Below are 26,022 nucleotides of genomic sequence, written 5' to 3'. Positions count from 1 at the left end.
ATGCCGTTTCCCATCGACGAAATTCTGCGCAAAGTTTTCGGACACGAAGCGTTCCGTCCGCACCAGCGGGAGGTGATTGAAGACCTTCTGGCGGGCGGCGACGTGCTGTGCGTGATGCCGACCGGCGCTGGCAAGAGCCTGTGCTTCCAGCTTCCGGCGGTGGCGCTGCGCGGGCTGACGGTCATTGTTTCGCCGCTGATCTCGCTGATGGCCGATCAGGTCCACCACCTGCGCCGACTGCGCATTCCGGCCATGCTGTTGAACAGCTCGCAGTCTCCGGAAGAACAGCGCGAGGTGCGCGAGCGGCTGCGCGACGGTTTCCGCGGACTGCTCTACATTGCGCCCGAGCGCTTTGCCGCGCCCTCGTTCATGAACCTTCTGCCGAGGCTGAAGACCAACCTGTTCGTTGTGGACGAGGCGCACTGCGTCAGCTTCTGGGGGCACGACTTCCGCCCGGAATACATGCAGCTTGGCGAGGTGCGCCAGCGGCTCGGCAACCCGCTGACCATCGCAGTGACGGCCACGGCGACCGTCGAGGTGCAGAAGGACATTGTGGCCGCGCTCGGACTGCGCCAGCCGAAGGTGCACGTCACCGGCTTCGACCGCCCGAACCTTGCTTATGAGGCGCGCTGCTTCTCGCGCATTGCGGAGAAGGATGCGGCGCTGGAGCGCTTTGTGCGCGGACAGAAGGGCAGCGGCATTGTCTACTGCTCCACGCGCAAGGCCGTGGAGGAGATTGCCGCGCTGTTCGAGGATGAATTCCGCGACCGCGCCGTGTGCGCCTATCATGCGGGCCTCACGCAGGAGGAGCGCCGGCGTAACCAGCAGCGCTTTGTGGAATCCGAGAACGTGATTGTGGTGGCGACCAACGCCTTCGGCATGGGCATCAACAAGCCGAACGTGCGCTTTGTGGCGCATTACAACCTGCCGGGAAGTCTGGAAGCCTACTACCAGGAGGCGGGCCGCGCCGGACGCGATGGCCAGCCCGCGCGCTGCGCGCTGCTGTGGAGCCGCAACGACCTGCGCACGCAGCAATTCTTCATCGACCGCATTGGCGAGAACAATCCAGCGCTCGGCGAACGCGACGTTAAGCGGCTGAAGCGCATGGCGCATAGCAAACTCGACCTGATGCTGCGCTACGCCGAGACTCTGCACTGCCGCCGCGCGCAGATCATCGAATACTTTGGCGAAAAGCACTCCATCAGCGGCTGCGAGTGCGATATCTGCTTCGGCGAGCGGCATCGTCCGCCGGCCACGGCGCTGTCGAAGGGCGGTCGCGTGATGGCGGTTCCGGCGCGTCAAGTGCGCGCACACGCGCCAGTTTCGCGCAGCCGTGCGTCCGAGCCACGCACCGTCCACAGCGGGGAAGTGGTGATTCCGGAGTGGCGCATGCAGCAGTTGGAGCGCGCACGGCAAAGGTCCGCCGAGGAGAGCTTTGAGGATTCATTGAAGCAGCCGGGCGCGCCCCGGCTGTGGAGCGACGAAGCACCAACGGCGAAGAAGCCGCGCAGCCGCCGCCAGCGCGCGGACGCCGATGACGACCTGCTGGAAGGCGCGGCACAGGCGCGTTTTGAGCGGTTGAGCGCCGTGCGCAAAAAGCTGGCCGAGGCCAAGGGATGGCCCGCCTACTGCGTGATGCAGAATTCGACCCTGCGCGAGGTGGCGCGTGTGGCTCCAAAAACGCTGGAGGAGCTGGCGGCCATCAAGGGCGTGGGCGAGCTGCGTGCGCAGCGCTATGGCGAGGCGCTGCTGCGGGCGATGCGCTAGGGCTTCCGCCCGGTTGCCGCCCTGCGGCCCGCGTGGTAGCTTTGGGGCGGACGATTTTCGGGCCTGGGACGGCCCGCCTGGCTGGATTCGCGGAAGCCCGCGAATTTATAGCGCCAGCCAAAGGTCCCCCGGAGGCTCCGCACCCCTCCGCGTGCAAGCAGCATCATAACGGTGTTTGGGCGGACGAACTCATTTAGAAGGAGATTCCCATGCCTCTGGTTTCGATGCGGCAGTTGCTCGACGAAGCCGCCAAGGGTGGTTACGGCGTTGGCGCGTTCAACGTAAACAACATGGAGCAGATCCAGGCGATCATGGAAGCAGCGCGTGAGACGCAGTCGCCGGTCATCATCCAGGCCAGCCGCGGCGCGCGCGCCTACTCGCAGGATAAGTACCTGTATCACCTGATGCTGGCCGCCGCCGAGCTGTATCCGGAGATTCCGCTGGTGATGCACCTGGACCACGGCAACAGCGTGGAGACCTGCAAGACGGCCATCGACCTGGGCTTCACCTCGGTGATGATGGACGGCTCGCTGATGGAAGACGGCAAGACGCCGTCGACCTTTGCGCACAACGTGGAAGTCACGCGCACGGTCGTTGAAATGGCGCACGCCAAGGGCGTCACCGTCGAAGGCGAAATCGGCGTGCTGGGCGGCATTGAAGACGGCCACGGCGCAGGTGGCTCGGGGCTGGAGCACGTGACCGATCCCGACCAGGCCGTGGAGTTTGCAGAGAAGACCGGCGTGGACGCTCTGGCGCTCGCCATCGGCACCAGCCACGGCGCGTACAAATTCAGCAAAAAGCCGGATGGCTCGGTGCTGAAGATGGATCTGCTCATTGAAATCCACAAGCGCCTGCCTTCCACGCACCTTGTGATGCACGGCTCGTCGAGCGTGCCCAAGGATCTGCAGGACATCATCAACCAGTACGGCGGCAAGCTGAAGCCGACCTGGGGCGTGCCCGTCGAAGAGATTCAGCTCGGCATCCGCAACGGCGTGCGCAAGATCAACGTGGACACCGACAACCGTCTGGCCATCACCGGCGCCATCCGCAAGGTGTTTGCGGAAACGCCCGAGAAGTTCGATCCGCGCGACTACCTGAAGCCGGCCCGCGAGGCCATGAAGAAGGTGGTTGCCCTGCGCATGACGCAATTCGGACAGGCCGGACACGCCGGCGATTACGCGCCGCTGCCGCTCAGCGAGATGCAGAAGCGCTACGCCGAAGGCAAGGTCGCGAAGTAAGCCTGAAGCGTGAGAAGCAAGACCGGCGGTCCGTTGCCAGTGCAGCGGGCCGCCATTTTTATGCGTGAATGCGCCAATGGCGCGGACGGAGCGGAAGAGATGATTCAGTCGCAGACGGTTGATGCCATCGGCATTCTCACCATGGATCACATGGCCAAGCGCAACGCGTTGAGCAGCGCGCTGATTGAAGAACTCGTTGCCGCCATGGATGCGATGGCCGAGGCGCGCGTGCGTGCGCTCATTCTTCGCGCACCCGCCGGATGCAAAACCTGGTCGGCGGGACATGACGTGCATGAGCTGCCGACTTCCGGCCGCGACCCGCTCACCTACAACGACCCGTTGCGCACCGTGGTCCGCGAGATTGAATACTTTCCCGCGCCGGTCATCGCCATGGTGGAGGGCGGTGTGTGGGGCGGCGCGTGCGAACTGGTGATGAGTTGCGACCTTGTGATTGCCGCCAGCAACATGACGCTGGCGGCCACGCCCGCCAAACTCGGTGTGCCTTACAACATGGCCGGCGTGCTGAATATGGCCAAGGCTGTCACGCCGGTCATCATCAAGGAGATGTTCTTTACTGCGCAGCCCATGACGGCCGTCCGCGCGCATGAAGTGGGCATTGTGAACTACGTGGTGGAACCCGCCGAGCTGGAGAGCTTCACGCTCGGGCTGGCGCGCACCATCGCGGAGAATTCTCCGTTGGTGATCTCCGCGCTGAAGGAAGAACTGCGCGTGCTCTCGCATGCCTACCCGCTCACACCGGAGACCTTCGAGCGCGTGCAGGGCCTGCGCCGCAAGGTGTATGACAGCAAGGATTACCAGGAAGGAATCCGCTCGTTCTTTGAACGCCGCAAGCCTGTGTTTACGGGCGAGTGAGACACTTTGGAACACTGCGGTGCTCCAAAATTGACCAACCAATTTCACTTTCAAAATCGCGTGCAACTGCGCTAGTCTCCGGTCTTTACGCAAGCAGAAAAAGGAGACCGCGGTGATCGCACGTCCAATTCTTCCCGGAGTCTTTGCCATCTGCGGCATTGACTGGGACCGGCGTTATTTTGACGAACTTGTTCCACTGCCGCATGGCACCACCTACAACTCCTACCTGGTGCAGGGGAGCGAGAAGACCGCTCTGATTGACACGATGTATCCGGCGCGCACGGAGGAGTACCTGGCTGCGCTGCGCCGCATGAACATTGAGCGAGTCGATTATGTGATCGCCAATCACGGCGAGCAGGATCACTCCGGCTCCATTCCTGCGGTGCTCAAGCTGTGGCCGAAAGCGAAGGTGGTGACTAACTCGGTCTGCAAGGAACTGGTGACCGACGCGCTCGCCGTCCCCGAGGAGAGCTTCCAGGTCATCGACGAGGGTGACACGATCTCACTGGGCAATCGCACGCTGCGCTTTCACATGACGCCGCGCGTGCACTGGCCGGACACAATGTTCACCGAACTGGTGGAGGATCGCGTGCTGTTCACCTGCGACCTGTTCGGCTCGCACCTGGCAACCACCGACCTGTTCGCCACCGATGAAGCAGCGGTGCTGGCCTCCGCACGCCGCTACTATGCGGAAATCATGATGCCGTTCCATCTCTACGTGGGAAAGTATCTTGGCCTGGTGGACCGCATTGCCCCGCACATCATCGGAGCCAGCCACGGCCCGGTGTACAACCGTCCGGCACTCATTCTTGATGCATACCGCCACTGGAACTCGCGCACGCCGGATGCCGAGGTGCTGATTCCGCACGTCTCCATGTACAACAACACGAACACCATGGTGGGCTACCTGACCGATGCGCTGATGGAGCGCGGTCTGAAGGTGGTGCCGTACAACGTGGTGGACGGCGACCCGGGCGAGCTGGCGTCGGCGCTGGTCACGGCCTCCACGCTGGTGGTGGCGGCCTCCATCGTGCTGGGCGGGCCGCACCCGGTCATCGCCGGAGCCCTCAACCTGATCAACGTGCTCAAGCCGAAACTGAAGTACGTGGCGGCACTCGGCTCCTATGGTTGGGGTTCGGCGCTCGATGAAGATGTGAGGAATGCGCTGCCCATGGTGCAGGCCGAGTACCTTGAGCCGGTGCTGGTGAAGGGCAAGCCGAAGGCGGAAGACTTTGCCTCACTCGACCGGCTGGCCGATGCGATTCTTGCGGCGAACCGGCAGTTCATGCACGAACCGGTTGCGGCGCAGTAGATTTGTATCTCTGCAAAACAAGAGCGGCGCTTGTGGGCGCCGCTCTTTCCGTTTGTCTTCCGGCAAAATTCTTCTAAAGCACCTGCTATTTGCCCAGCGCCTGCTTCTGCAGCGTGATCAGCTCGTGGATGCCTTTGCGAGCGAGCGCGGTCATGGCGGCCAGTTGGTCGTCATTGAATGGATTGTGCTCGGCGGTTGCCTGCACTTCGATGAACTGGTCGCTGCCGGTGAGAACGAAGTTCATATCGACCTCGGCGCGCGAATCCTCCTCGTAAGCCAGGTCGAGCATGGGCGTGCCGTCCACAATGCCCACGCTGATGGCGGCCACGCCGTCGCGCATGGGCAGCTTGGGCAGCGTGCCGCAGGCAACCAGCTTGTTGAGCGCCAGCGCCAGCGCCACGTAGCCGCCGGTAATGGAGGCCGTGCGCGTGCCGCCGTCGGCCTGGATGACGTCGCAGTCGATCCAGACGGTGCGTTCCCCGAGGGCTTCCATATCCACCACCGCGCGCATGGAGCGGCCAATGAGGCGCTGGATTTCGTGGGTGCGTCCGCCCTGCTTGCCCTTGCTGGCCTCGCGCGGCGTGCGGGTGAGCGTGGCGCGCGGCAGCATGCCGTATTCGCCGGTGACCCAGCCCTTGCCCTGGTTGCGCATCCAGCCGGGCACGCTCTCTTCAATGGAGGCGGTGCAGATGACGCGCGTGTTGCCGACTTCGATGAGGCAGGAGCCTTCGGCCGTGCGGATGAATTCAGGGGTGATCTTTGCCGGACGCATCTGGTCCGGCTGACGGTTGTCGGAGCGAAAAATCATTCTTGAGTTCCTTGGTGAGTTGCTCTTCCAGTTTACTTCGCGCAGACGGTCTTTACGTCGGTAACAATCCACATCATCAGCCGGTAGGTGCCGGCCCAGGGTAGCAGCCACTCGGGTTTCTGCAGCGTCAGCTCGGTGTGCGGGCCCTTGGCGGCGCCGCAGGAGAAGGTTTGCGCGCGGTCGTCACCGCGGAGAGCCACGGCTGCAGGCAGCTTGAGCGACTGGCACTCGCGGACGGCAACCTCTTTGGCGTCGAGCCGCCAAGGCTCCTTATAGCTGTTCACCTTGGCCACCTGCAGGTTCTGCATGGCGGTGTGGTCGAGCTTGCGGTGCTCGCCCGTTGGCTTGCACGGCGCTTGCGCAAACAGTGAGGCGGAGAGCAGAAGAAGGCAGAGTGCGGTTCTCATGGCGCGTCGATTGTAAACCGGGGGCGGTTGTGACGGCAGTGTTAAAGCCCGGCGCAATAGGATTTTGCCTGTCGCACGCGCCGCAATGCTCGTAGCATACTGGTGCGGGGATGGAGCGCGCATACAAAATGCTGACCGAGAGCCGGATTCTGAAACAGATTGAGCGCCAGCCGCGCCGCGTTGCGGGCTACAAGCAGTTGATTCGCGAGCTTGGGCTGCGCGGTGCCGAGCGGCGCAAGCTCGACGAGATTCTGCGCGACCTTGTGCAGCGCGGCAAGCTGGTTGAGACCGAGCGCGAGCGTTATGCGCTGCCCGCCGAAGCCGCCTCGCGAAACCTGCTCATCGGGCGGCTGAACATGCACCGCGACGGCTACGGCTTTGTGCGTCCGCAGGAAGAAGCCATGCGGCGTCAACTGGGCGGAGACGTCTTCATCGCGCCACCGGAGATTGGCAACGCCATGCAGGGCGACCAGGTACTGGTGGAACTGCGCGCGCAGCGCGATGGCCGCACCGAGGGCCACATCCTGCGCATTATGGAGCGCGCCCAGCAGACGGTCGTCGGCGTCTTCCATTACGGCAACCGTGTGAACTACGTGCGGCCCATGGACGAAAAGATCACCATGGACATCGTGATCCCTCGCGGCGCGGAAATTCCGCCGGAGTTGCACGAGACGGAGAAGAAGGCACGCGCCCTGCGCGATGATTCGCGCTCTCCCTGGGCTGCCGACCCGGATCGTGTCATCGGCAGCGAGGCGCGCCGCCGCGAGTTCGACGATCTCGAGGGCGTGGTGGTCGACGTGGCAATCACCGACTGGCCCACGGCGACGCAGAACCCGAAGGGCCGCGTAATGGAGGTGATCGGCTACGAGGATGATTTCGGCGTCGACGTGGAAATCATCATCCGCAAACACCACCTGCCGCACCGCTTTCCGCTCGATGTGCTGGCCGAAGCGCAGGCCATCGACCCCATTATTCCGCAACGTGAATTGCGCAGGCGGCGCGACTTCCGCACACTGCCCATCGTGACCATTGATGGCGAAACCGCACGCGACTTTGACGACGCCGTGTACGTGGAGAAGTTCGCCGACGGCAACTGGGAACTGCAGGTGCACATTGCCGACGTGGCGCAGTATGTGGTCCCCGCGACGCCCATCGACCTGGAAGCCGTGATCCGCGGCACCTCCGTTTACTTCCCGGACCGTGCGATTCCGATGCTGCCTCAGCAGCTTTCCACCGACCTCTGCTCGCTGCGTCCGCACCTGGACCGGCTGACGATGTCGGCGATTCTGCAACTCGACGCCACGGGCGAAATCACGAGTTACGAGCTGTGTCCAGGCGTCATACGCTCGGCCGAGCGCATGACCTACACGGCGGTGGCGGCCATTCTCGATAGCGACGAGGCCACGCGGACGCGCTACGCGCCGCTGGTACAGAACTTTGAGAACATGGCCGAGCTGGCGCAGATACTGACGGCGAAGCGTCACCGTCGCGGCTCCATCGACTTCGACCTGCCGGAGCCGGTCATTGAATTCGACGAGAACGGCATGATGAAGGGCGTGACACGCAGCGAGCGCAACCAGGCGCACCGGCTGATTGAGGAGTTCATGCTGGCGGCCAACGAAAGCGTGGCGCACTATCTGCACCACCGCGGCGTGGGCGCGCTCTACCGCGTGCATGAGAAGCCGGAGCCGAAGCGCGTGATGGATTTTGAAACCGTGGCGGCCGCCTTTGGCTATTCGCTCGGTGTCGGCGCCATTCCGGTTGAGAAGTTCCGCATGAAGACCGACTACCGCGCCGCGCGCGGCACCGGCAAGCGCGCCCGAGACGTGGAGATTCCGGAAGAAGTGCACATTACGCCGCGCATGTATCAGAAGCTCGCAGAGAAGATTGCGGGCAAGCCCGAAGAACGCATTCTGAGCTACCTGATGCTGCGCTCGCTGCGGCAGGCACGTTACAGCGAGCAGGCGCTGGGGCACTTTGCGCTGGCCGCCACCGACTACACGCACTTCACTTCGCCCATTCGCCGCTACCCGGACCTGATTGTGCATCGCGTGCTGAAGCAGGTGCTGACGGAGTCTCCTGAGCGGCGCGACGGCGAAGTGAGCGTGGGCATGGGCGGGCCGGTGGAGCAGGGGCGCGATGCCGCGTGGAGCAAGCGCACCGAAGGCCGCAAGTATGACCCGAACCGCGAGCCTCTGCCGGGGCCAATTTCCGAGGCCGAGTTGCACAACATTGCCGAGGACAGCAGCATGGCGGAGCGCCGCGCCGATGAGGCCGAGCGCGAGCTGCTGGAATGGAAGAAGGTCAAGTTCATGGTCGACCGCGTGGGCGAGGACTTCACCGGCATGATCAGTTCAATCACCAAGTTCGGCATCTTTGTCGAGCTTGACTCGCTCTTCATCGAGGGCCTTGTGCCGCTGGTGACCATGCGCGACGACCGCTACGTCTTCCACGAGAACACGCGGCAGATCATTGGCCAGCGCACGCGCAAAACCTACTCGCTGGGCGACCGCGTGGAGGTGCTGGTGGACCGCATCGACCGCAACGAGCGCAAGATTCAATTCGCACTGCTGGAAGAGGCTCCGCCACCAAGGCCGAAGCGCACAAAGGCCACCGCGAAGAGCAAAGCGGCCAAGGGCAAGAAGGGGCGCCGGTAGCTGCTCGGCAGCGGGCTTTGGGATGAACTCCGCCCCATCGCCGGAACATGCGTGGGTTTAGTACAATCAGGAGTCGCAGTTCGAGGAAGAGAGGATTTTGCAGATGGCCCACATGGTGCAGTGTGTGAAGCTCGGCATCCAGGCGGAAGGCCTTGAGGAGCCGCCGTTCGACAGCCCGCTCGGGCAGAAGATTTACGAAAACGTGAGCCAGCAGGCGTGGCAGCAGTGGCAGGACCACATGAAAATGCTGCTCAATGAGTATCGCCTGCAGCCGTGGCGCAAGGAGCATCAGGACTTCATCGTGCAGCAGATGGAGCAGTACTTCTTCGGCGCCGGCGCGGAAAAGCCGAAGGACTTCGTTCCTCCGGCGCAGTAAGCACCTTTCTATGACACATCGACTCCGGCTCGCGGCTGTTACGCTCGTGGCGGTATTGTCGTTGCTCGGCTCCTGCCTGGCGCAGGAGCCGAAAGCCCCTGCCACGGTAAAAGATGTAAAGGCATTCGCCCAGAACGGGCGCAAACTCTATTACAACCTTCGTTCGGAAGGCCTGGTGCGCTACCAGTGTTCGCTGGAGCCTGACTGGGACGCGTTGTTCGCCAGCCTTGGCGCAACGGGTCCGCAGGTGCAGGAGCGGATCGAATTACTGAAGAAGGTGAAATTCCAGTTTGCCTTGGGCTCCTCCAACGATGTGCAGTTGACGCATGGCGATGTGGAGGTTTCCAGCGATCAGGAGCGCCGGAACCTGGTGCAGCTTTACTCCGGCCTGAACCAGATGGTGAGCGGCTTCTTCCAAAGCTGGTCTGAGTTGATGCTGAACAACGTGTTTGACTCGCTAAGCCCCGCCGACAAGATTATTGAAGAGGGGGACCATTACCGGTTGGAAGGCGACAGCAACGGCACGCATGCCGTCATCTTCATCGGAAAGGATTACGTGATCCGCGAAATGGATGCCTCAAGCCCCGCGTTTTCCGGCGCGGTCAAGCCCGTGTTTTCCCCGAGCAGCAATGGATTGCTGGCAACTGAGTTCCGTGCCAACTATGAAAGCGATGGTACCCCAGCGGAGCTCGTTGCGAAGTTCGACTATCAGGAAGTGAACCATCTGCAGATTCCGAGGGAAGTTCTCTTTCGCCTGAAACAGGGAGGACAAGACATCAAGATGGGGTTGCTCTTCAGCAATTGCACGGCGGAAAGGCATTAGTTTGTTGCCGCGCGCGCAATCGCGCGTTGGTAGTGTAAAATACATTTGACCCCAGCGGAGGAGCGAACGGTGCCAACCGTGAATCCTTCGCATTGAACGACCGTCGGGACGTGGCTCAGCCTGGTAGAGCACTCGCTTGGGGTGCGAGGGGTCGGCAGTTCAAATCTGCCCGTCCCGACCATTTCTTTCCCCCTGCTGCTCACTATCCTTTACATTCCAACCACAATTCATTCGCGTTGATCCGCTGAGGCGATTAGTCTGTTGCGCAAAGGGCACGGAGTCCCCACATTTGCGAACACCGCGCAAATGTGGGCCACCCGCCACAAGCGCCTGCGGTATTTCTGCGACCTATCCAATCAGTGCTGTTGGTGCACACGTCCCGTAGCCTAGGAGAACGCCGATGCGACTACTGATTCCAGCAATCATTTTGGGAACATTGACTATCGGAACGCTCGCGGGGTGGCGGTCCGAACGCCATCCCACCTCAGTACGGATGTACCTTCTGCGGTTCAGCTTGGTCTGTTGTAGCCTGAGTGCTTTTTTGGCATTTGTTTTCTTTTCGTGCGAGTTCTCTATCTTCGGATTCCATCGGACCACGGCGCAACTAGGGGGGCACGGCTTTCAGGTTGTCAAGTTCATGATTCGGCTAAGTTCCGTTGGCGTCATTACATCAATTCTGGCAGCCGTAGGAGCGATCGTCGCCCCCCCTGGAGTTGCGCGACGGTGGTGTTGGGGCCTTGGCATCGGCATGGCGCTGATCTGGCTCATAATGAATTTGGGGTACGCAGAAATGCTTATGGTTAGGACGCAACATCCATGACTGCTCATCTGCGGTTGTTCCCGCAAACAACGCGCCTAAGACCAACGAACGAGTTGAACGCTTGAAGAACTGTGCTTTGGCGTATTACGGGCGGGTGGCGCAGCTTTTCGGGAAGGAATGTTTCGGGTGCCCTACCCTTCTCGCGCAGCGAGAGGGTGGGGCGGTTAGCAGTTTGACTGGACGGGTGGCCGGGCGACGTTCTGTTCGTTGTCCGGGTTAGTTGAACGGCTATGCCGCTGGTTCTCCGGCCCGCAGGAGAGTTCTAAAATCGTCTGCTAAGGCCGACCATTTTTTTCAATAAGATACCGCCATTCCGAAACAATCGAAAAATCCACTGTAGACGATTTTGTAGACGGTCAATTCCTCCCAACCCATCCGCCTTCAATAACTTCCGCACTTCATTTCCACGTACTTGGGCGCAGTTGGGCAAGGGGATAATGAGCATCCCAAAAGTTAATACATGTTGAGAGTTAGTTTTGGGCAGAGTCTCTGGACAAATGGGAGCAGGTCATTGCGCACCCGGCAACTTGCAGGATTTTTCCGTTGCAAGGAATGCTACGAGGATTTGCAGCGGCCTGTTCTCATGGAAGCGCGAAACCCAGCAAGTAAGAGTCGATGCTATTTTGCCCGCAGCCGATGATTGCCACCATGAATTTTGAATCGGGCGTAAGGTGCAGGCTGGATAAATAGCAGGACTCGGTTCCGCTACTGGAAGGATTGATGCGCAGAGGGCCCCAGCGCACGTTGCCGGACTCATCCAGCGAAAGCAGAATTGCATCGGTAGCGTTGGCGCTGCCGGCAAGCAACTGTACTGCTTTTCCGCCGAGAATTACCCCGCCCTCCGGGGCGGACTCCAGGGCGAGCGGTTCGCTCATGGCACTTGTGTCCGGCCATCGCTTTGTCCACGCAACGTCCAGTGCGCCGGTGAGCTTCTTGACCGTCCAGACATCCCCGCCATTGTTTAAGTCATGTCCTGCAAGATAGAAGAACGCTCCCTCACTTTCCTGAATCAGGGGGGAGACGCGAATATCGGCGAGATCGGGATATTCTGCCGAAGCCAATTCTGCTCCAGACAGCGCATTCAACTTGACGAAGCCGGTAACATTCCCTGCGGCGATGTAATGGCCTCCACTGATGATGCCGAGTGGCGTTGCATGAAGGCTCCAGACCCAGGGAACCTTGCTGATCTCGGACGTCGATTCCATGAACGGAATTGCGGCAGGGCAATTGAGCTGGTAATTACTGCTGTCAATGAGGATTCGCGAGGCCGAGTTGTTCCCGCTCCATGCGCCCCATAGTTGATGAGCGGCATTATCGTAGGTGACGGCCGTCAGCATACCCGCGCTTGAGCAGCCGCTTTCGGTCCTCATGTTCGGCGTCGAATCCGCAGTGACCAGCAACGGAGATAGCCCTGAGGTTGAAGAACTGCCTCCGGCAAAGACGGGGCGCTGATCTACGATTGCCGCCGCGGGGAGTAAGGCGTCTTGTGCCAAAGCTGCGGTCTTCGGCTGGCGCGCCCAGAAGTCCATGCTGAACAATTCCCCTTGCGGCATCTCTCCCGATGACCATCCAGCGCTATAGAGCTGAAGCGAATCGTCCAAGACAAAATCCCATAGGGCTGTTCCGTGAGTGGCGGGAATCGTGAAGATGAGACCGGGTGCCCCGGCAGGTTTTTCAAATGGAAGACTCAGTTGCAGAGGCGAAAAAGAAATTCCAGTTGCTGAATTTGGTGCGGCGTTCACACTAAGAGTAACCGCATTCGTAACTTTCGATAGAACTCCCTTCTCGTCGATCACTCCAGACGAAGCGCTCCACTCAACCGGCACGGAACGGCCATTTACCAACACCACACACTGAAGCGCCTGCCCGACGAAATATGGCGGTGTCGTTGGCTGTCCGGAAACGGGGACACATCGGAGAGATGCCGGTGCAGAATTCGCCGATGGCGAATTCTGCCCATTTCCCGCAGAGGAAGCCGGTGCAGAAACATTCCCACATCCAGTTACCAGAACACAAACAATTCCCATTGTGGCAAAGAGCACTTTTGTGACTGATCGCATGGTTTTTCCTCGCAGGAACCATCGGCAGTCATTCCACGGTGCTTTACCAGAAGGTGACAGAAATTGTCATAGTTGAGGAAGCAGGTAACCTATAACCCATGTAAATTCAAGCAATAAGGTTACTAAGCGTTACGAGTGTGATTTTTTCCTCAAGAGAGTTTTGTAGATAATTCTTGCGACGTTCCAAACTGAAGTACATGCCCTTGAGTACAAGATTGGGACGGTATGAAAGAGGTAAATGCGTGAGAAAGCTAAAGTCTTTTCTGGTGGTAGCCGGCGTTCTCGTCCTTTTGGCGGGATTTGCGTCCGCGCAGAAGCCCAACGAACCGCTCAAAGTGGTGATGAGCGCAAGCAAGGTCGTCATCCAGAACGGCAGTGAGGCGAAGCAGCCGGCACATACCGTGAAACCGGGTGACACGGTTGAATACACGGTCGAGTACACCAATCAGTCTTCCAACGCGCTGCGCGATGTTCGCGGAGTTCTGCCGATTCCGTCCGGCACGAGCTACGAGGGCGGAACGGCATCGCCGGCGAAGTTCTGGGCCAGCACGGATGGCAAGAACTTTTCTCCCGCACCTCTCATGCATCGCGTGAAAAACGCCAAGGGCGTCGAGTCGGAAGTGCCCGTTCCGCTGGATGAGTATCGCGTGCTGCGGTGGGACCTGGGCGAAATCGCCCCTCATCGCACGGTCACGGTTCACGCCCGCGTAAAAGTTCTAAGTTCCACAGCGTCGGTTGAAGCGCCCCGCGCGCACTGACAAAACCACAATTTCTGCAGTTAACCAAATTCGGATTCTCAAGGAAATCAAGGAGAGCTAAGGCATGAACAGCAAGTACACAACGCGGATGAGCGCTGTGGCCGTGGTTCTGTCGGTGATGCTGCTGCTGTGCGCTTCGGTATTCGCACAGCAGGCACCCGCCGCCGGCACGACGATCGGCAACCAGGCGTCCGCCACTTACACAGACGGATCGAGTGTGGTTCGTACCGCGACATCGAATCTCGTTGTCACCACCGTTCAGCAGGTTGCAGCCTTTACCCTGACGGCCAACAACGCCAAGACGGCCACGCCGGGCGCGCAGGTCATTTATTCGCACATCCTGACCAACACCGGCAACGGTGCTGATAACTTCACCATCGGACTGACTGCCACGGGCGCATTCACGCACACGGGGCTCGCTGTTTATATCGATGCGAACAACGACGGCATTCCTGACAACAGCGTGAACCTGGTGGGCACGGGCACGGTTCCTTTGGCCGCCGGAGCCTCCGTTCACCTGTTGGTGGTTGGCACCGTTCCGGCTTCTGCAACCTCCGGCCAGACGGGAACCATGAGCGTGACCGCCAGCTCGGTCTTTGATACGAGCGTGACCGCTGTGTCCAACGTGGATACGACGACGGTTACGGGCAACGCCGTGGTCAACCTGACCAAGTCGTTGAGCGCCACCTCGGGCGCGGCCGGCAGCGGACCGTACACCGTTACCTTGAACTACACCAACAACGGCAACGCGACGGCGTCGACGGTGAAGATCATCGACGCTCTGCCCGCGGGCATGACCTATGTTGCCGGCAGCGGCCGCTGGAGCGTGACCGGTCTCGGAACCTCCGGCACCGCTCTGACCGATGCCACTGGCGATGTGCAGCCTTCGAGCGGCTCGCCGAACATCGATTACAGCTACACCACTGGAACCATCACCGCGATCATCAATAGCATTCCGGCTGGAACCTCCGGCACGTTGACCTTCTCCGTGAACATCGCCTCCGGCCTTGCTCCGGGAAGCATCAACAACACGGGCACCATCCAGTACAACGACGGCACTTCGAATGTTGGTCCGTTCAACTCCAACACAACCACCTTTACCGTTACCCAGACCGCGGGCGTGACCCTCAGCGATACCGGTACCTCGGCCACGGGCGACTCGGATAACTCCGTCAACGGCGTTCAGCTAGTGGCTTCGGCCACGCAGGGTGCGACCGTCTCCTTCACCAACGTGGTGAAGAACACGGGCAACGGCACGGATGCCTTCAACATCAGCCTCTCGGGCAGCACGTTCCCCGCGGGCACCACCTTTGTCCTTTACAAGAGCGACGGTGTGACTCCGCTGGCTGATTCCAACGGCGACGGCGTTGCCGACAGCGGTCCGCTGGCTGCGGACGCAACCTACAATGTCGTGATCAAGGCGACCCTGCCGGCTTCGGCCAGTGGCGCAGGTCCGTACAACGTGGTTGCAACGGCCACCTCGGTGTTCAGCTCCTCAACCACGGCGACGGTGACCGAGCGTTTGGCCGCCATTACCGCCAACACGGTCGATTTGACCAACAACAGCGCGGCCGCCACCGGCGTCCCGGGCTATGGCGTGGGTCCGGAAGGAACTGCCCAGGTGACCAACACGGCCAACCCGGGTGCGACCACGGTCTTCACTCTGTACGTAAACAACACCTCGGCGACTGCCGACAGCTATGACATGCTGGTTTCCACCAGCACCACGTTCAGCGGAAACACGCTGCCGACCGGATGGTCGATTGCCTTCCAGAACAGCGCGAACGGCACCGACTGCTCGAGCCTCGGCTCGACCATCACCAACACCGGTGTGGTGAATGCCGCCAGCAACAAGCTGGTTTGCGCGGTCATCACGATTCCCAGCGGCTATGCGGCTGGCACGCAGCAGATCTACTTCCGCTCCCTGTCCTCCACCAGCAACGCGGTCGATGTGCTGCATGACGCCGTGACGGTCAACACCGTTCACAACGTCACGCTGACCCCGAACAACACCGGCCAGGTTTACGCGGGTGGCTCGGTCGTCTATACCCACACCCTGAAGAACGCGGGCAACGTTTCGGAAACCGTGACCTTCCCGGGCACCTGGATCTCGGACAGCCAGGCCAACTGGGCCTCGACCCTGTACCAGGACAACGGCACCACTGCGAACTCGCTGGATTCCGGCGATTCGCCGGTGACCACCACCACTACCGTTACGTTGACTGCCGGCCAGAGCGTTGTGGTTCTGGTGAAGGTGATTGCTCCTTCTGCGGCGGCGGCGGGCGCGGTGGATACCACCACGGTTGTTGCCACCTATAACAGCGGCGCCTCGACGGCCACCGCCAACGATCAGTCCACGGTGATTGCCGGTGAGCTGCGCTTGAACAAGCTGCAGGCCACCAGCAAGAACTGCGACGGCACGCCGGATTCGGCGTTCGCTGCCGCCACGCTGAGCGCCAAGCCGGGCGCCTGCCTGGTGTACCAGATCACGGCTCAGAACCAGGGCACGGCAAACGTCACCAGCGTAGTGGTGAGCGATGCCACGCCGAGCAACACCTCGTACTTCGACAACTCGGGCGCGTTCAAGGCTGCCACGACGGTGGGCACAGTTACCAATCCCACCAGCGGCACCACGGGCACGATTTCGGCCACCGTCGGAACTTTGACGCCCGGCCAGTCGGCGGTCGTCACCTTCATGGTGAAGATCGACTAACAACAACTTCGAGGGGCAGCGAAAGCTTCCCCTCGTGCTGAACCAAGGGGCGGGCAGTCCATTACGGACTGTCCGCCTTCTTCCCCCCAGATTGGTATGGCAGTGAGAGACACGCGCATAAAATGGCTGATGTCCACCATCGTTCTGATGGTGCTCTTTTCCATTTGTGCGTGGGCCAGCACTCCCCCGGCAGTTGGCACGGTTCTCACCAACGAGGCCTTCGCAACTTTCCGGGACAGCAACACCGGCATCATTTCGCAGCTGAATTCGAACATCGTCATGGCGCAGATTGACCTTCTGGAGTCGGTGCAACTGACTTCGGATAACCAGTTGGTTCGCGCCCCGGGCTCATCCTTCCAGCTTCTGCACGTCCTCACCAATAGCGGCAACGCCGTAACGCAATATTCCGTTTCACTGGCGGCGGTTGCGGGAGGCACGGCAAGTCTGCAGGTTCTTACCGGCTATTGGGATTCCAACAAGAACGGCGTGGTCGATCCCGGTGAGCCCGTGGTGAACGGAACGTTCACGATCACGTTGCAGCCGGGCGAATCCACCAATCTGATCGTCTACGGTGTGGTGAGCGGAGACTCACCGAACGGTTCCTCCGTTCAGGTGAAGCTTTCAGCCGTCTCCGCTGACCAGACCGCACAGGCGTCAGATCTGGATACGATTCAGGTGCAGGCCGGGCTCGCTTCTTTGCAGGTAGTCAAAAGCACCAATGTCAGCACTTCGACGCCGGGCTCGGACATTACGTTCACGCTTTCGGCGGGGAACAACGGCAGCGCCAGCGCCTCGGGCACCGTGGTCACCGTCGATGGCTCAACGCAGTCGCTGGTAGTACTGAGCGATGCGATTCCGCCCAACACGGTGTTTGCCTCTGTGGTCTCAAGCGGAAGCGGCACAGCGCTCTACCATCGCGCGGGCGATCCGGCATCGCAGTATGTAACGACGCAGCCGGCGGACAAGACCACGGTTGACGGCGTTGCGTTCAGCTTCTCGAAGCTGGACATCGGCCAGACGGTCACCGCCGCCTTCAAAGTCACCGTGGCGGCCGACGCCAGCGGCAGCGTGACCAACGTCGCGGCGATCGATGCCACGAGCGGCACAACCAGCCTGCATGTTGCCTCCAACCAGGTCAACGTAACGCTGCCCAGTGTGCCTCCGTCCATTGCGTTCTTCGGCGATTCAACGTTTGGACACACGACGGCGGTTACGCTGGTGGGCTCGCCTCTCTATGTGCAGGCCACGGCCGCACAGTGCAACCTGAATTCCGGGGTGGCGGAGACGCATCCGATTATCATCACCTCGCGCTTGAGCTCGGACAATGAGACATTCACGGCGACGGAAACCGGCGCGAACACCGGCATCTTCCGGGTGCTGCCCAGTGTTCCCACACGCGACGCCAACACAAACCAGGTCATCAGCGGCAACGGAATCATCGAAACGATGCGCGGTGACACGCTCACGGCCACTCTGCAAGGCTGTGGCAATGCCACCGTGCAGGCAACCATGCTGGTTGATCCGGGTGGCGTTGTTTTTGACAGCCGCACCAATTCGGCGGTGGCCAGCGCCAATGTGACGCTGATCGACGTGACAGGGCAGGGAAACGGCGGGCATCCGGGAGAAGCCGCAACGGTTCTTGCTCCCGATGGTGTGACCGTCGCGCCCAGCACCGTGACCACTTCATCCGACGGACGGTTTACCTTCCCGCTGGTGGCCGCCAGCACTTATAAGCTGGTGGTCAGCGTTCCGGTCGGGTATACGTTCCCTTCGGTGCTGCCCACTTCGCAACTGCCAGCCGGACACAATATCGATCCGAACGGCTCCTATGAGCGCAGCTTTGTGATCTCCGGCGAATCGTCCATCCAGATCGACCTGCCCGTGGACCGCTCCACGCAGGGGACGATGATGATCGAAAAGACGGCGAGCAAGAGCACGGCGGAGATTGGCGACTTCATCGATTACACGGTGACGCTGAAGAACACGTCGACCGTCGCCACGGCGGCCATCACCCTCACCGACACGTTGCCCCACGGCTTCACGTATGAACCGGGCACCACGCGCGTCAACGGCACTAAGGCTTCAGATCCGCAGGGTGGGCGTGGTCCGAAATTGCAGTTTGCGCTCGACAGCGTTGCCGCGGGCGCTTCGGTCACGGTGACCTACCGTGTGCACATCAGCCAGGCGGCGCGCATTGGCAACAATGCGAACTCGGCTTTTGCCACCGATGGAATCACCAAGTCCAACGTAGCCTCGGCTATCGTGAGCGTGCAGGGCGGCGCCTTCCATCAGGAGGGGTTCATCTTCGGCAAGGTCTACATGGACTGCAACGGCAACCACCGCCAGGACCCGGGAGAGAAGGGCGTGCCCGGTGTTCGCGTGGTGCTGGAGGACCAGACCTACGCCATCACCGACGGCGAGGGCAAGTACAGCCTTTATGGCGTGACTGCTCACACGCACATCGTCAAGCTCGATCGCACGACGTTCCCCGAGGGCTTCCATGCGGAGGTGCTTTCCAATCGCAATGCGGGGGATGCCGAGAGTGTCTTCGCCGATTTGAGATCGGGAGAAATGTTCAAGGCGGACTTCGCCACGAGCTGTTCCGACGAGCTGCTGAAAGATGTTGAGAAGCGTCGCAAACTGCCTGAGTACAGCAGCAACCATAACGATGATGCCGTGCTCGGCATGACCTTCAATTACGACTCAACGCATAAGGGAACCACGGAGGCAAAGGCCGCCAACGCGTCTGGAATTCTTGGCCAATCAAACGGGAACCAGGCAAACCCGGGCCAGGCAAACGCCGGGCAATCACCTTCGGCCAGCGGCGACACCACGAGACAGACGATGCCGCAGGGTGCGAATGCGGCGCCGGACAGCAGTGCCTCCGCCAAGCCGGCCGTTCCAATGATTCCCCTGGAAGAGCAGATACGCGGCGCGGACAAGATGCTGGAGTTCGTGAACCTGCACTACGGGCAGGTGATTCCTTACGCGCAGACGGATGTGCGCGTGAAAGGCAAAAAGGACTCGCTCTTCAAGTTGCAGGTGAATGGGGAGGAAGTCAGCGACAAGCGCGTGGGCAAGAAGGTCTCCGACGCCGAGCGGGGAATTGAAGCCTGGGAGTTTGTGGGCGTTGCACTGAAACCTGGCGTGAACATGCTGCTGGTGATGCAGTTCGATCAGTTCGGCAACGAGCGTGGACGTTCGGAAATCAAGGTGACGGTTCCGAAGCAGCTCTACAACGTGGTGATTGAGCCGCCCAAGGAAGCGGTTGCCGACGGCAAAACGCCGGCGAAGGTTCTGGTTCGCCTGTTCGACGCGGACCATGTGCCCGTGATGGTTCCGACCGAAGTGACGCTGGAAACCACGGACGGCGAATGGCAGGTGAAGGACATCAATCCGAAAGAGCCGGGCGTGCAGGTGTTTGTGGAAGGCGGCAGCGCGGAATTTGCGCTGCGTCCGCCCACGGAGCCGGTGGCCGCCAAAATCCGCGTGAGCGCCGGAACCGTGCAGAGCGATGCGACGGTGGACTTTGTGCCCGCGCTACGGCCGATCATCGCGCTCGGCGTGGTGGACGAGACGGTGAATTTCCGCAGGCTGAGCGGTGCTTCAGCATCGAGCTCGGCCAGTTCGTTTGAGCAGTCGTTGAGCAACTTCTCGCTCTCAAACGCGAGCGGAAGCACCAACCTTCAGTCTCATACGGCGCTCTCCTTGAAAGGCACCGTGTGGCAGAAGTATCTGGTGACATTCGCCTACGACTCCGACAAGAACCAGAACGAGCGCCTGTTCCGCGACATACAGCCGGATGATTACTACCCGGTTTATGGCGATTCCTCGGTGCGCGGCTATGATGCACAATCAACGAGCCGCATGTACTTCCGCATTGACCGTGGACGCAACTATGCGCTGTTCGGCGACTTCACCACGCAGGAGAATGATCCTTCCCGGTACCTCTCGATCTACACGCGCTCGGCCACCGGCACCAAGGACCATTATCAGAACGATCATTTCTCGGTGACGACCTTCGCGAGCTATGACACGCGCACGCAGTTTGTCGAAGAGATCGCGGCAAACGGCACGTCCGGCCCGTACATGCTCAAGCACGCAAATGGCGTGGTGAACAGCGAAACGGTTGAAATCCTGGTACGCGACCGCAATCAGCCCGCGCTGGTGCTTTCCTCCACGCAGGCTTCGCGCTTCTCGGACTACGAGTTCGATAACACGACGGGCGAAATCATCTTCAAGGCGCCGGTCAGCAGCCTGGATTCAAACCTGAACCCGGTGTCGATTCGGGTGACTTACGAAGTCGACCAGGGAGGCGCGAAGTTCTGGTTGAGCGGTATTGACGGCAGCGTCAAGGTGAACAACCGCGTCAAGGTCGGCGCCATGTACGTGGCGGATTTGAACCCATCGGATGAGTTCCGGCTGATGGGCGTGAACTCCACGGTGAAGGTGGCGCGGGGAACCACGGCCACCGCCGAATTCGCCACCACCAGCAAGGACTCCGTCGGTGACGGCACTGGCTACCACTTCGAGGTGCAGCGCGAAACGTCGACGATGAAAATGCGTACGTACTTCGGACGCACTACGGTCAACTTCTCGAATACGAGTGCGCTGCTCAACAGCGGACGCGGTGAGGGCGGCATGAAGCTGGATTGGAAGTTCACGCCGAAGAACCGCTTCATTATCGACGCCATTCGCACCGAGGGCACCACGACCGGCGGAACGCAGGTGGGAGCGCAGGCCAGCCTTGAGCACACGCTGGCGGGAGGAGCGCTGTTTGAGGTGGGCGTGAAGCATGTGCAGACCAGCACCACCACCACCGGCACCTCGACCGACGCTGCGGCGGGAACCACCGTCACCACCCTGCGCTCGCGCTTCACGCTGACGGCCCCGTACCTGCAGAAGCTGCGCATCTACACCGAGGTGGAGCAGGACGTGGAGACCACGGAAAAACACAACATCTCCGTCGGCGCCACGTATCAGTTGTTCCAGCGCGGCAAGTTGTATATGCGTCACAACCTGATCTCGTCGCTGGGCAGCACCTATTCCCTGAATTCGCAGCAGCAGCAGGCGGTGACCGTGTTTGGCATCGACACGAACTACCTGAAGTCAGCGCATGTGTTCAGCGAGTACCGCGGCAACGATTCATTCTCCAGCCGTGATACGGAAGCCGCCATCGGTCTGCGCAACGTGTGGTCTCTGCGGCCCGGCCTGAAGGTGAACACCGGCATTGAAAGCGTGAAGGTGCTGAGCGGCTCCAACACCACGGACAATCTTGCGCTCACGGCTTCAGGGGAGTACACGGCCAGTTCCTTGTGGAAGGGGACGGGACGCGTGGAGTGGCGCACCTCCTCATCGACGCGCAGCTTCATGAATACGCTGGGCGCTTCAGTGCGTTTGACCCAGACGTGGACGTTCCTCGGACGCAGCCTGCTGAATTATTCCAGTTCCAACAACAGCACGAAGAACGACAGCAACCAACAGCGCTTGCAGTTTGGTTTCGCGTATCGCGACAGTTCCACCAGCACCTTTAATGCGCTGGCCATGGTGGAACTCAAGTCCCAGACGACGGCGACGGCCACGCTCTCCACGCGCAACACGGTGTCGCTGTTCGCGGCGAACCTCAACTACCAGCCGGCGGGACCCTGGGTGCTGACAACCCGCTATGCCACGCGTTTGACGGTGGACAACTCGGATGGCATCAGGAGCAACGCCAACGACAATTTGTTGAGCGGGCGCGTGACCTACGATGTGGCGCGCAACTGGGATCTCGGGTTTGACGCGACGATCGGGTTCAGCCGAGGCTTTGCCTCGCGCCAGTACGGATTCGGACCGGAGATTGGCCGGATGATTGCCAGGAACCTCTGGCTGTCGGTTGGATATAACGTTTTCGGATTCTCCGATGCCGACCTGGCGAGTGACAAGGAAACCAATCGCGGAGCGTTTATTCGCTTCCGCTACAAGTTTGACGAACGATCCTTCAAGAGGAACAGGACCACGGATTGATCAAGGGGCTCAAACTCGGCGGGAGTCTCTCGGCGGTTGTGCTGGCCTGTGTGTTTGTGGCCGCGCTGGCTACTCCGCGCGTATTCGCGCAGACGTGTGGTATTCCTGGCAATGATGGTCCGGTGAGTGCCAGCGGAATTGTGAATACTTACTATCCGCCGGCAAGCACTTCGCAAACCTCGAGCGGTACATCGATCGCGCTCGGCGCGGCCTCCGCGAGCGGGGCCAGCACCCCCATTGCCGTGGGTGATCTCGTCCTGATTGTGCAGATACAGGATGCGACGATCAATCGCAACAACTCCACTTCCTATGGGAGTGGAAGCAGCAGCAATGGTGGCTCCGGATATACGGGTGGCACGGTCGGAAACTATGAATTCGCAGTTGCCGCCAGCGCTGTCCCGATCTCGGGGGGAACACTAACGCTTGCGGCGTCCCTGACGAATACCTATTATTCCGCGGCAGCCACGAGCACACAGGGACAGAAGCGTTTCCAGGTGGTTCGTGTTCCGCAGTATTCCAGCGTAACGTTGGGAGCAGTGCGCGCCGCACCTTGGGACGGAACCAGTGGTGGCATCGTCGTACTGGATGTTGCGGGCGTGCTGAACCTGAATGGCGGTACCATCGACGTCAGCGGAACAGGGTTTCGTGGTGGCGGTGGACTGAACCAGGGCGGAGGCAGCACGGGCTCAGCCACGGACTATCGCGATGTTTCGACGGTTGGATGGGGTGGCTCGAAAGGCGAGGGCATTGCTGGCACACCCCGTTATGTTTTTGACTCCACCTCGACCTCAGTACTCAACACCGGCGCAGAAGGTTACCCGAGCGGCAGTTTCATGCGCGGTGCGCCTGGCAATGCAGGCGGTGGCGGTAATGACGGCGATCCTGCCGGCAATTCTGAGAACAGCGGTGGCGGCGGCGGCGGCAACGGCGGCGCTGGCGGAGTCGGCGGCAACACGTGGAGTTCGGGCTATGCCTACGGCGGCAAGGGCGGCGCAAAATTCACCGGCTCGGCCACCAAGATTGTAATGGGTGGCGGCGGTGGTTCGGGCACGGCCAACAACTCCACCGGCTACCTGACCAGCGGCGCTGCGGGCGGTGGCATCGTGATCGTACGTGCCGGCAGTGTTTCGGGGGCGGGCACCATCAACGCCAACGGTGCAACCGCGCTTGATATTGACCAGGACGGCGCGGGTGGTGGCGGCGCGGGTGGCAGTGTCATCGTAACGGTCAAGAGCGGTACGCTGTCCGGGCTGACCATCAACGCCAACGGCGGCGATGGCGGCAATACGTGGCCAGACTATGCAGCGGGTTCCAACAATATCAATGAGCACGGGCCGGGCGGTGGCGGCGGTGGCGGTGTTGTATATCAATCGGGCGGCGCCACGGTTTCAGTCAGCGCCGGAGCACACGGAACGTCAACTACCAGCCAGTTGCAGTATGGGTCTGCCGACGGAAGCAGTGGCGTTTCCAGCTCTGCGACATCTGCCAGCCTGCCAGGAGCGTCGTCAGGTTCGGCCTGCGTACCGGTCCTGACAGTCACGAAGTCCACTTCAACGGCAAGTGTGTTGCAGGGTGCTACGGCGACGTACACGATCACGGTGAAGAATGCTTCGGGAGTGGCCACCGCGCAGAAGGTGAGCATTTCGGATCCACTGCCGCAGCCGGTGACGCCGGGTTTTACGTATGCTTCAACGGGCAGTTACGCCGTAAGCGGCAATGCCACGCGCACTTCCACAACAAACCCCAGTGTGGGCGACACGACCCCAACCTGGGGTGTGGCCACGATCCCCGCCGGTGGCCAGGTAACGGTCACGTTTACCGTGAACGTGGGTTCCCTTGTGCCGGCGGCGACGTATCAGAACAGCGCCGTAGCCACTTACCTGGACCCCGCGCGCACCACCGCAGCCGGCACCACAACTGCGACCTACAATTCCAGTTCGAGCACGGCAGAAGATGTGACGGTCACGTCCGCCACCTCCATCAGCGGCTATGTGTTTGCCGACACGAATCACAACGGATCGCTGGACTCCGGCGAAAGCTGGACGAGCGGCACAAGCGTTTACGTGAACCTTATCTCAGGGACCACGGTGAAGCAGTCGGTGCAAGTGGCGGCCGGTACCGGCACATATACGTTCGGAGCCGTCGTCGCGGGTAGCTACACCGTGGTGGTCACCAACTCAGCTTCATCCACCACGGCCTCAATTCCGACCGGATGGATTGCAACTTCTCCTTCCGCGGGCTCACTCAGCGTGACCGTGGGAAGCAGCAGCCTGGTCAACCAGAATTTTGGGCTCTTTGCCGGAAGCAAGGTTGCAGGCACCGTGTTTGTCGACAACGGTGCCGGTAGTGGCACAGCCAACGACGGAAAGCTGAATGGCTCAGAGGCAGGACTGCCTTCGGTTGCAGTTGTTGCGACCAACGGATCTTCGACGACGTACGATTCGGCATCCAGCGATGCCAACGGAGCCTTCGTCCTCTGGATTCCAAGCACGGCTGGTTCTGTAACGATTGCGGAGACCGTGCCAGCCGGATACGTGGCAACGGGTGGAGATGTTGGCACCAGCAGCGGAACCTACAGCCGTTCGAGCACGTCCATCGTGTTCACCTATGTCTCCACCACGAGTTACACCGGCTTGCGCTTCGGGCAAGTCCCGGTCAATACCTTTGTGGCCGATAACGCCCTGAGCGGAACACCTGGCAGCACGGTCTTATATCCACACACGTTTACGGCTTTCACTGGCGGGCAGGTGACATTTTCGACCTCCGCGTCTTCCGGCACGGCGGCGTCATTTACCGAGTTAATCTACCGGGACACGGATTGCAGCGGGACGCTGACAGGTGCGGACACTTTGTTGACCGGCTCAGTTACGGTCAACTCTGGCGGCACGGTTTGCATCCTCGTGAAGGAGATGATCTCCGCTTCCGCTGGGTATGACGCAGTCAACGCCGTTACGGTGAAGGCGCAGTTTACCTATACAAACGCTAGCCCCGCCTTGAGCGCCAGCTACACGCGCACGGATACCACCACGGTTTCCAGTTCTACGAACTCCGGACTGCGGCTGACGAAGGCGGTGGATAAGAGCGCGGCAAAGTCCGGTGATACGCTGGTCTACACCATCACGTACAGCAACGTGACCAGTGGCACGGTTTCAAACATCGTGGTGAATGACAGCACCCCGTCCTACACCACGTTTGTGAGTGCATCCTGCGGCAGTCTTCCTTCGGGCATCACGGCCTGCACGGTATCAACACAGCCATCCTCCGGAGGAACAGGCGCCATTCAGTGGACACTGACAGGCGCTCTCGGCTCCAGCGCGGCCGGACAAGTCACCTTTACCGTACGCATCCAGTAGAGACTGTTGTTTTTCACTTCAGTTCTCATCGCGACCTCCAAAGGAGTCATG

14 protein-coding genes and 1 tRNA gene are annotated in these 26,022 nt (G+C 60.8%); 12 read left to right on the top strand and 3 right to left on the bottom strand.

The window, feature by feature from the left end; genetic code table 11:
- The 4 genes from AC6IZO_RS12735 to AC6IZO_RS12720 all read left to right on the top strand — a co-directional run bounded on the left by AC6IZO_RS12735 (position 1) and on the right by AC6IZO_RS12720 (position 5,190).
- A complete protein-coding gene (locus AC6IZO_RS12735; RefSeq protein WP_497805184.1) occupies positions 1-1,767 on the top strand; it encodes a RecQ family ATP-dependent DNA helicase in 1,767 nt (588 codons plus the stop codon).
- Between the two features lie 209 nt (positions 1,768-1,976).
- Positions 1,977-3,005 carry a class II fructose-bisphosphate aldolase gene (gene fba / locus AC6IZO_RS12730; RefSeq protein ID WP_497805182.1) on the top strand — a complete coding sequence of 343 codons (1,029 nt, stop codon included), beginning with the start codon at positions 1,977-1,979 and terminating at the stop codon, positions 3,003-3,005.
- Positions 3,006-3,104: 99 nt separating this feature from the next.
- Positions 3,105-3,878 (top strand): methylmalonyl-CoA decarboxylase, encoded by a 774-nt coding sequence (gene scpB, locus AC6IZO_RS12725; RefSeq protein ID WP_497805180.1) that lies wholly within the window; start codon positions 3,105-3,107, stop codon positions 3,876-3,878.
- Between the two features lie 112 nt (positions 3,879-3,990).
- Positions 3,991-5,190: an FprA family A-type flavoprotein gene (locus AC6IZO_RS12720; RefSeq protein ID WP_497805178.1), complete on the top strand. Its 1,200-nt coding sequence runs from the start codon at positions 3,991-3,993 to the stop codon at positions 5,188-5,190.
- A gap of 85 nt (positions 5,191-5,275) precedes the next feature.
- On the opposite strand, the gene rph is transcribed toward AC6IZO_RS12720, so the two are convergent.
- Positions 5,276-5,998, bottom strand: coding sequence for a ribonuclease PH (gene rph / locus AC6IZO_RS12715; protein ID WP_497805176.1), 723 nt, complete (start codon positions 5,996-5,998; stop codon positions 5,276-5,278).
- 32 nt (positions 5,999-6,030) lie between these two features.
- Complete coding sequence (locus AC6IZO_RS12710) at positions 6,031-6,405, bottom strand: hypothetical protein (RefSeq protein ID WP_497805174.1); 375 nt, start codon at positions 6,403-6,405, stop codon at positions 6,031-6,033.
- Positions 6,406-6,533: 128 nt separating this feature from the next.
- Here AC6IZO_RS12710 and AC6IZO_RS12705 point away from each other — a divergent pair, with 128 nt between their 5' ends.
- The 4 genes from AC6IZO_RS12705 (at position 6,534) to AC6IZO_RS12690 (ending at position 10,442) form a co-directional block, all read left to right on the top strand.
- Complete coding sequence (locus tag AC6IZO_RS12705) at positions 6,534-9,062, top strand: ribonuclease R family protein (RefSeq protein WP_497805172.1); 2,529 nt, start codon at positions 6,534-6,536, stop codon at positions 9,060-9,062.
- Positions 9,063-9,165: 103 nt separating this feature from the next.
- Positions 9,166-9,438: an oxidative damage protection protein gene (locus AC6IZO_RS12700; RefSeq protein ID WP_497805170.1), complete on the top strand. Its 273-nt coding sequence runs from the start codon at positions 9,166-9,168 to the stop codon at positions 9,436-9,438.
- Positions 9,439-9,448: 10 nt separating this feature from the next.
- Positions 9,449-10,261: a hypothetical protein gene (locus AC6IZO_RS12695; protein ID WP_497805168.1), complete on the top strand. Its 813-nt coding sequence runs from the start codon at positions 9,449-9,451 to the stop codon at positions 10,259-10,261.
- Between the two features lie 104 nt (positions 10,262-10,365).
- Positions 10,366-10,442: transfer RNA gene (locus AC6IZO_RS12690), tRNA-Pro, on the top strand.
- A gap of 1,220 nt (positions 10,443-11,662) precedes the next feature.
- Here AC6IZO_RS12690 and AC6IZO_RS12685 read toward each other — a convergent pair.
- Positions 11,663-12,877, bottom strand: coding sequence for a hypothetical protein (locus AC6IZO_RS12685; protein ID WP_497805167.1), 1,215 nt, complete (start codon positions 12,875-12,877; stop codon positions 11,663-11,665).
- Positions 12,878-13,482: 605 nt separating this feature from the next.
- On the opposite strand from AC6IZO_RS12685, the gene AC6IZO_RS12680 reads away from it, so the two are divergent.
- The 4 genes from AC6IZO_RS12680 (at position 13,483) to AC6IZO_RS12665 (ending at position 25,971) form a co-directional block, all read left to right on the top strand.
- Complete coding sequence (locus AC6IZO_RS12680; RefSeq protein WP_497805166.1) at positions 13,483-13,899, top strand: hypothetical protein; 417 nt, start codon at positions 13,483-13,485, stop codon at positions 13,897-13,899.
- Positions 13,900-13,963: 64 nt separating this feature from the next.
- On the top strand, positions 13,964-16,612 hold the full coding sequence (locus AC6IZO_RS12675; RefSeq protein ID WP_497805165.1) for a beta strand repeat-containing protein: 2,649 nt from the start codon (positions 13,964-13,966) through the stop codon (positions 16,610-16,612).
- Between the two features lie 129 nt (positions 16,613-16,741).
- On the top strand, positions 16,742-22,618 hold the full coding sequence (locus AC6IZO_RS12670) for a hypothetical protein (RefSeq protein ID WP_497805164.1): 5,877 nt from the start codon (positions 16,742-16,744) through the stop codon (positions 22,616-22,618).
- On the top strand, positions 22,615-25,971 hold the full coding sequence (locus AC6IZO_RS12665) for an SdrD B-like domain-containing protein (RefSeq protein ID WP_497805163.1): 3,357 nt from the start codon (positions 22,615-22,617) through the stop codon (positions 25,969-25,971). The genes AC6IZO_RS12670 and AC6IZO_RS12665 overlap by 4 nt, the downstream gene beginning before the upstream one ends.
- Positions 25,972-26,022: the final 51 nt, after the last annotated feature.

This window comes from Oryzophilus luti (assembly GCF_059726245.1).
Note: the sequence above shows the minus strand (reverse complement) of the source record. Positions and strands in the feature narration are given on the sequence as shown.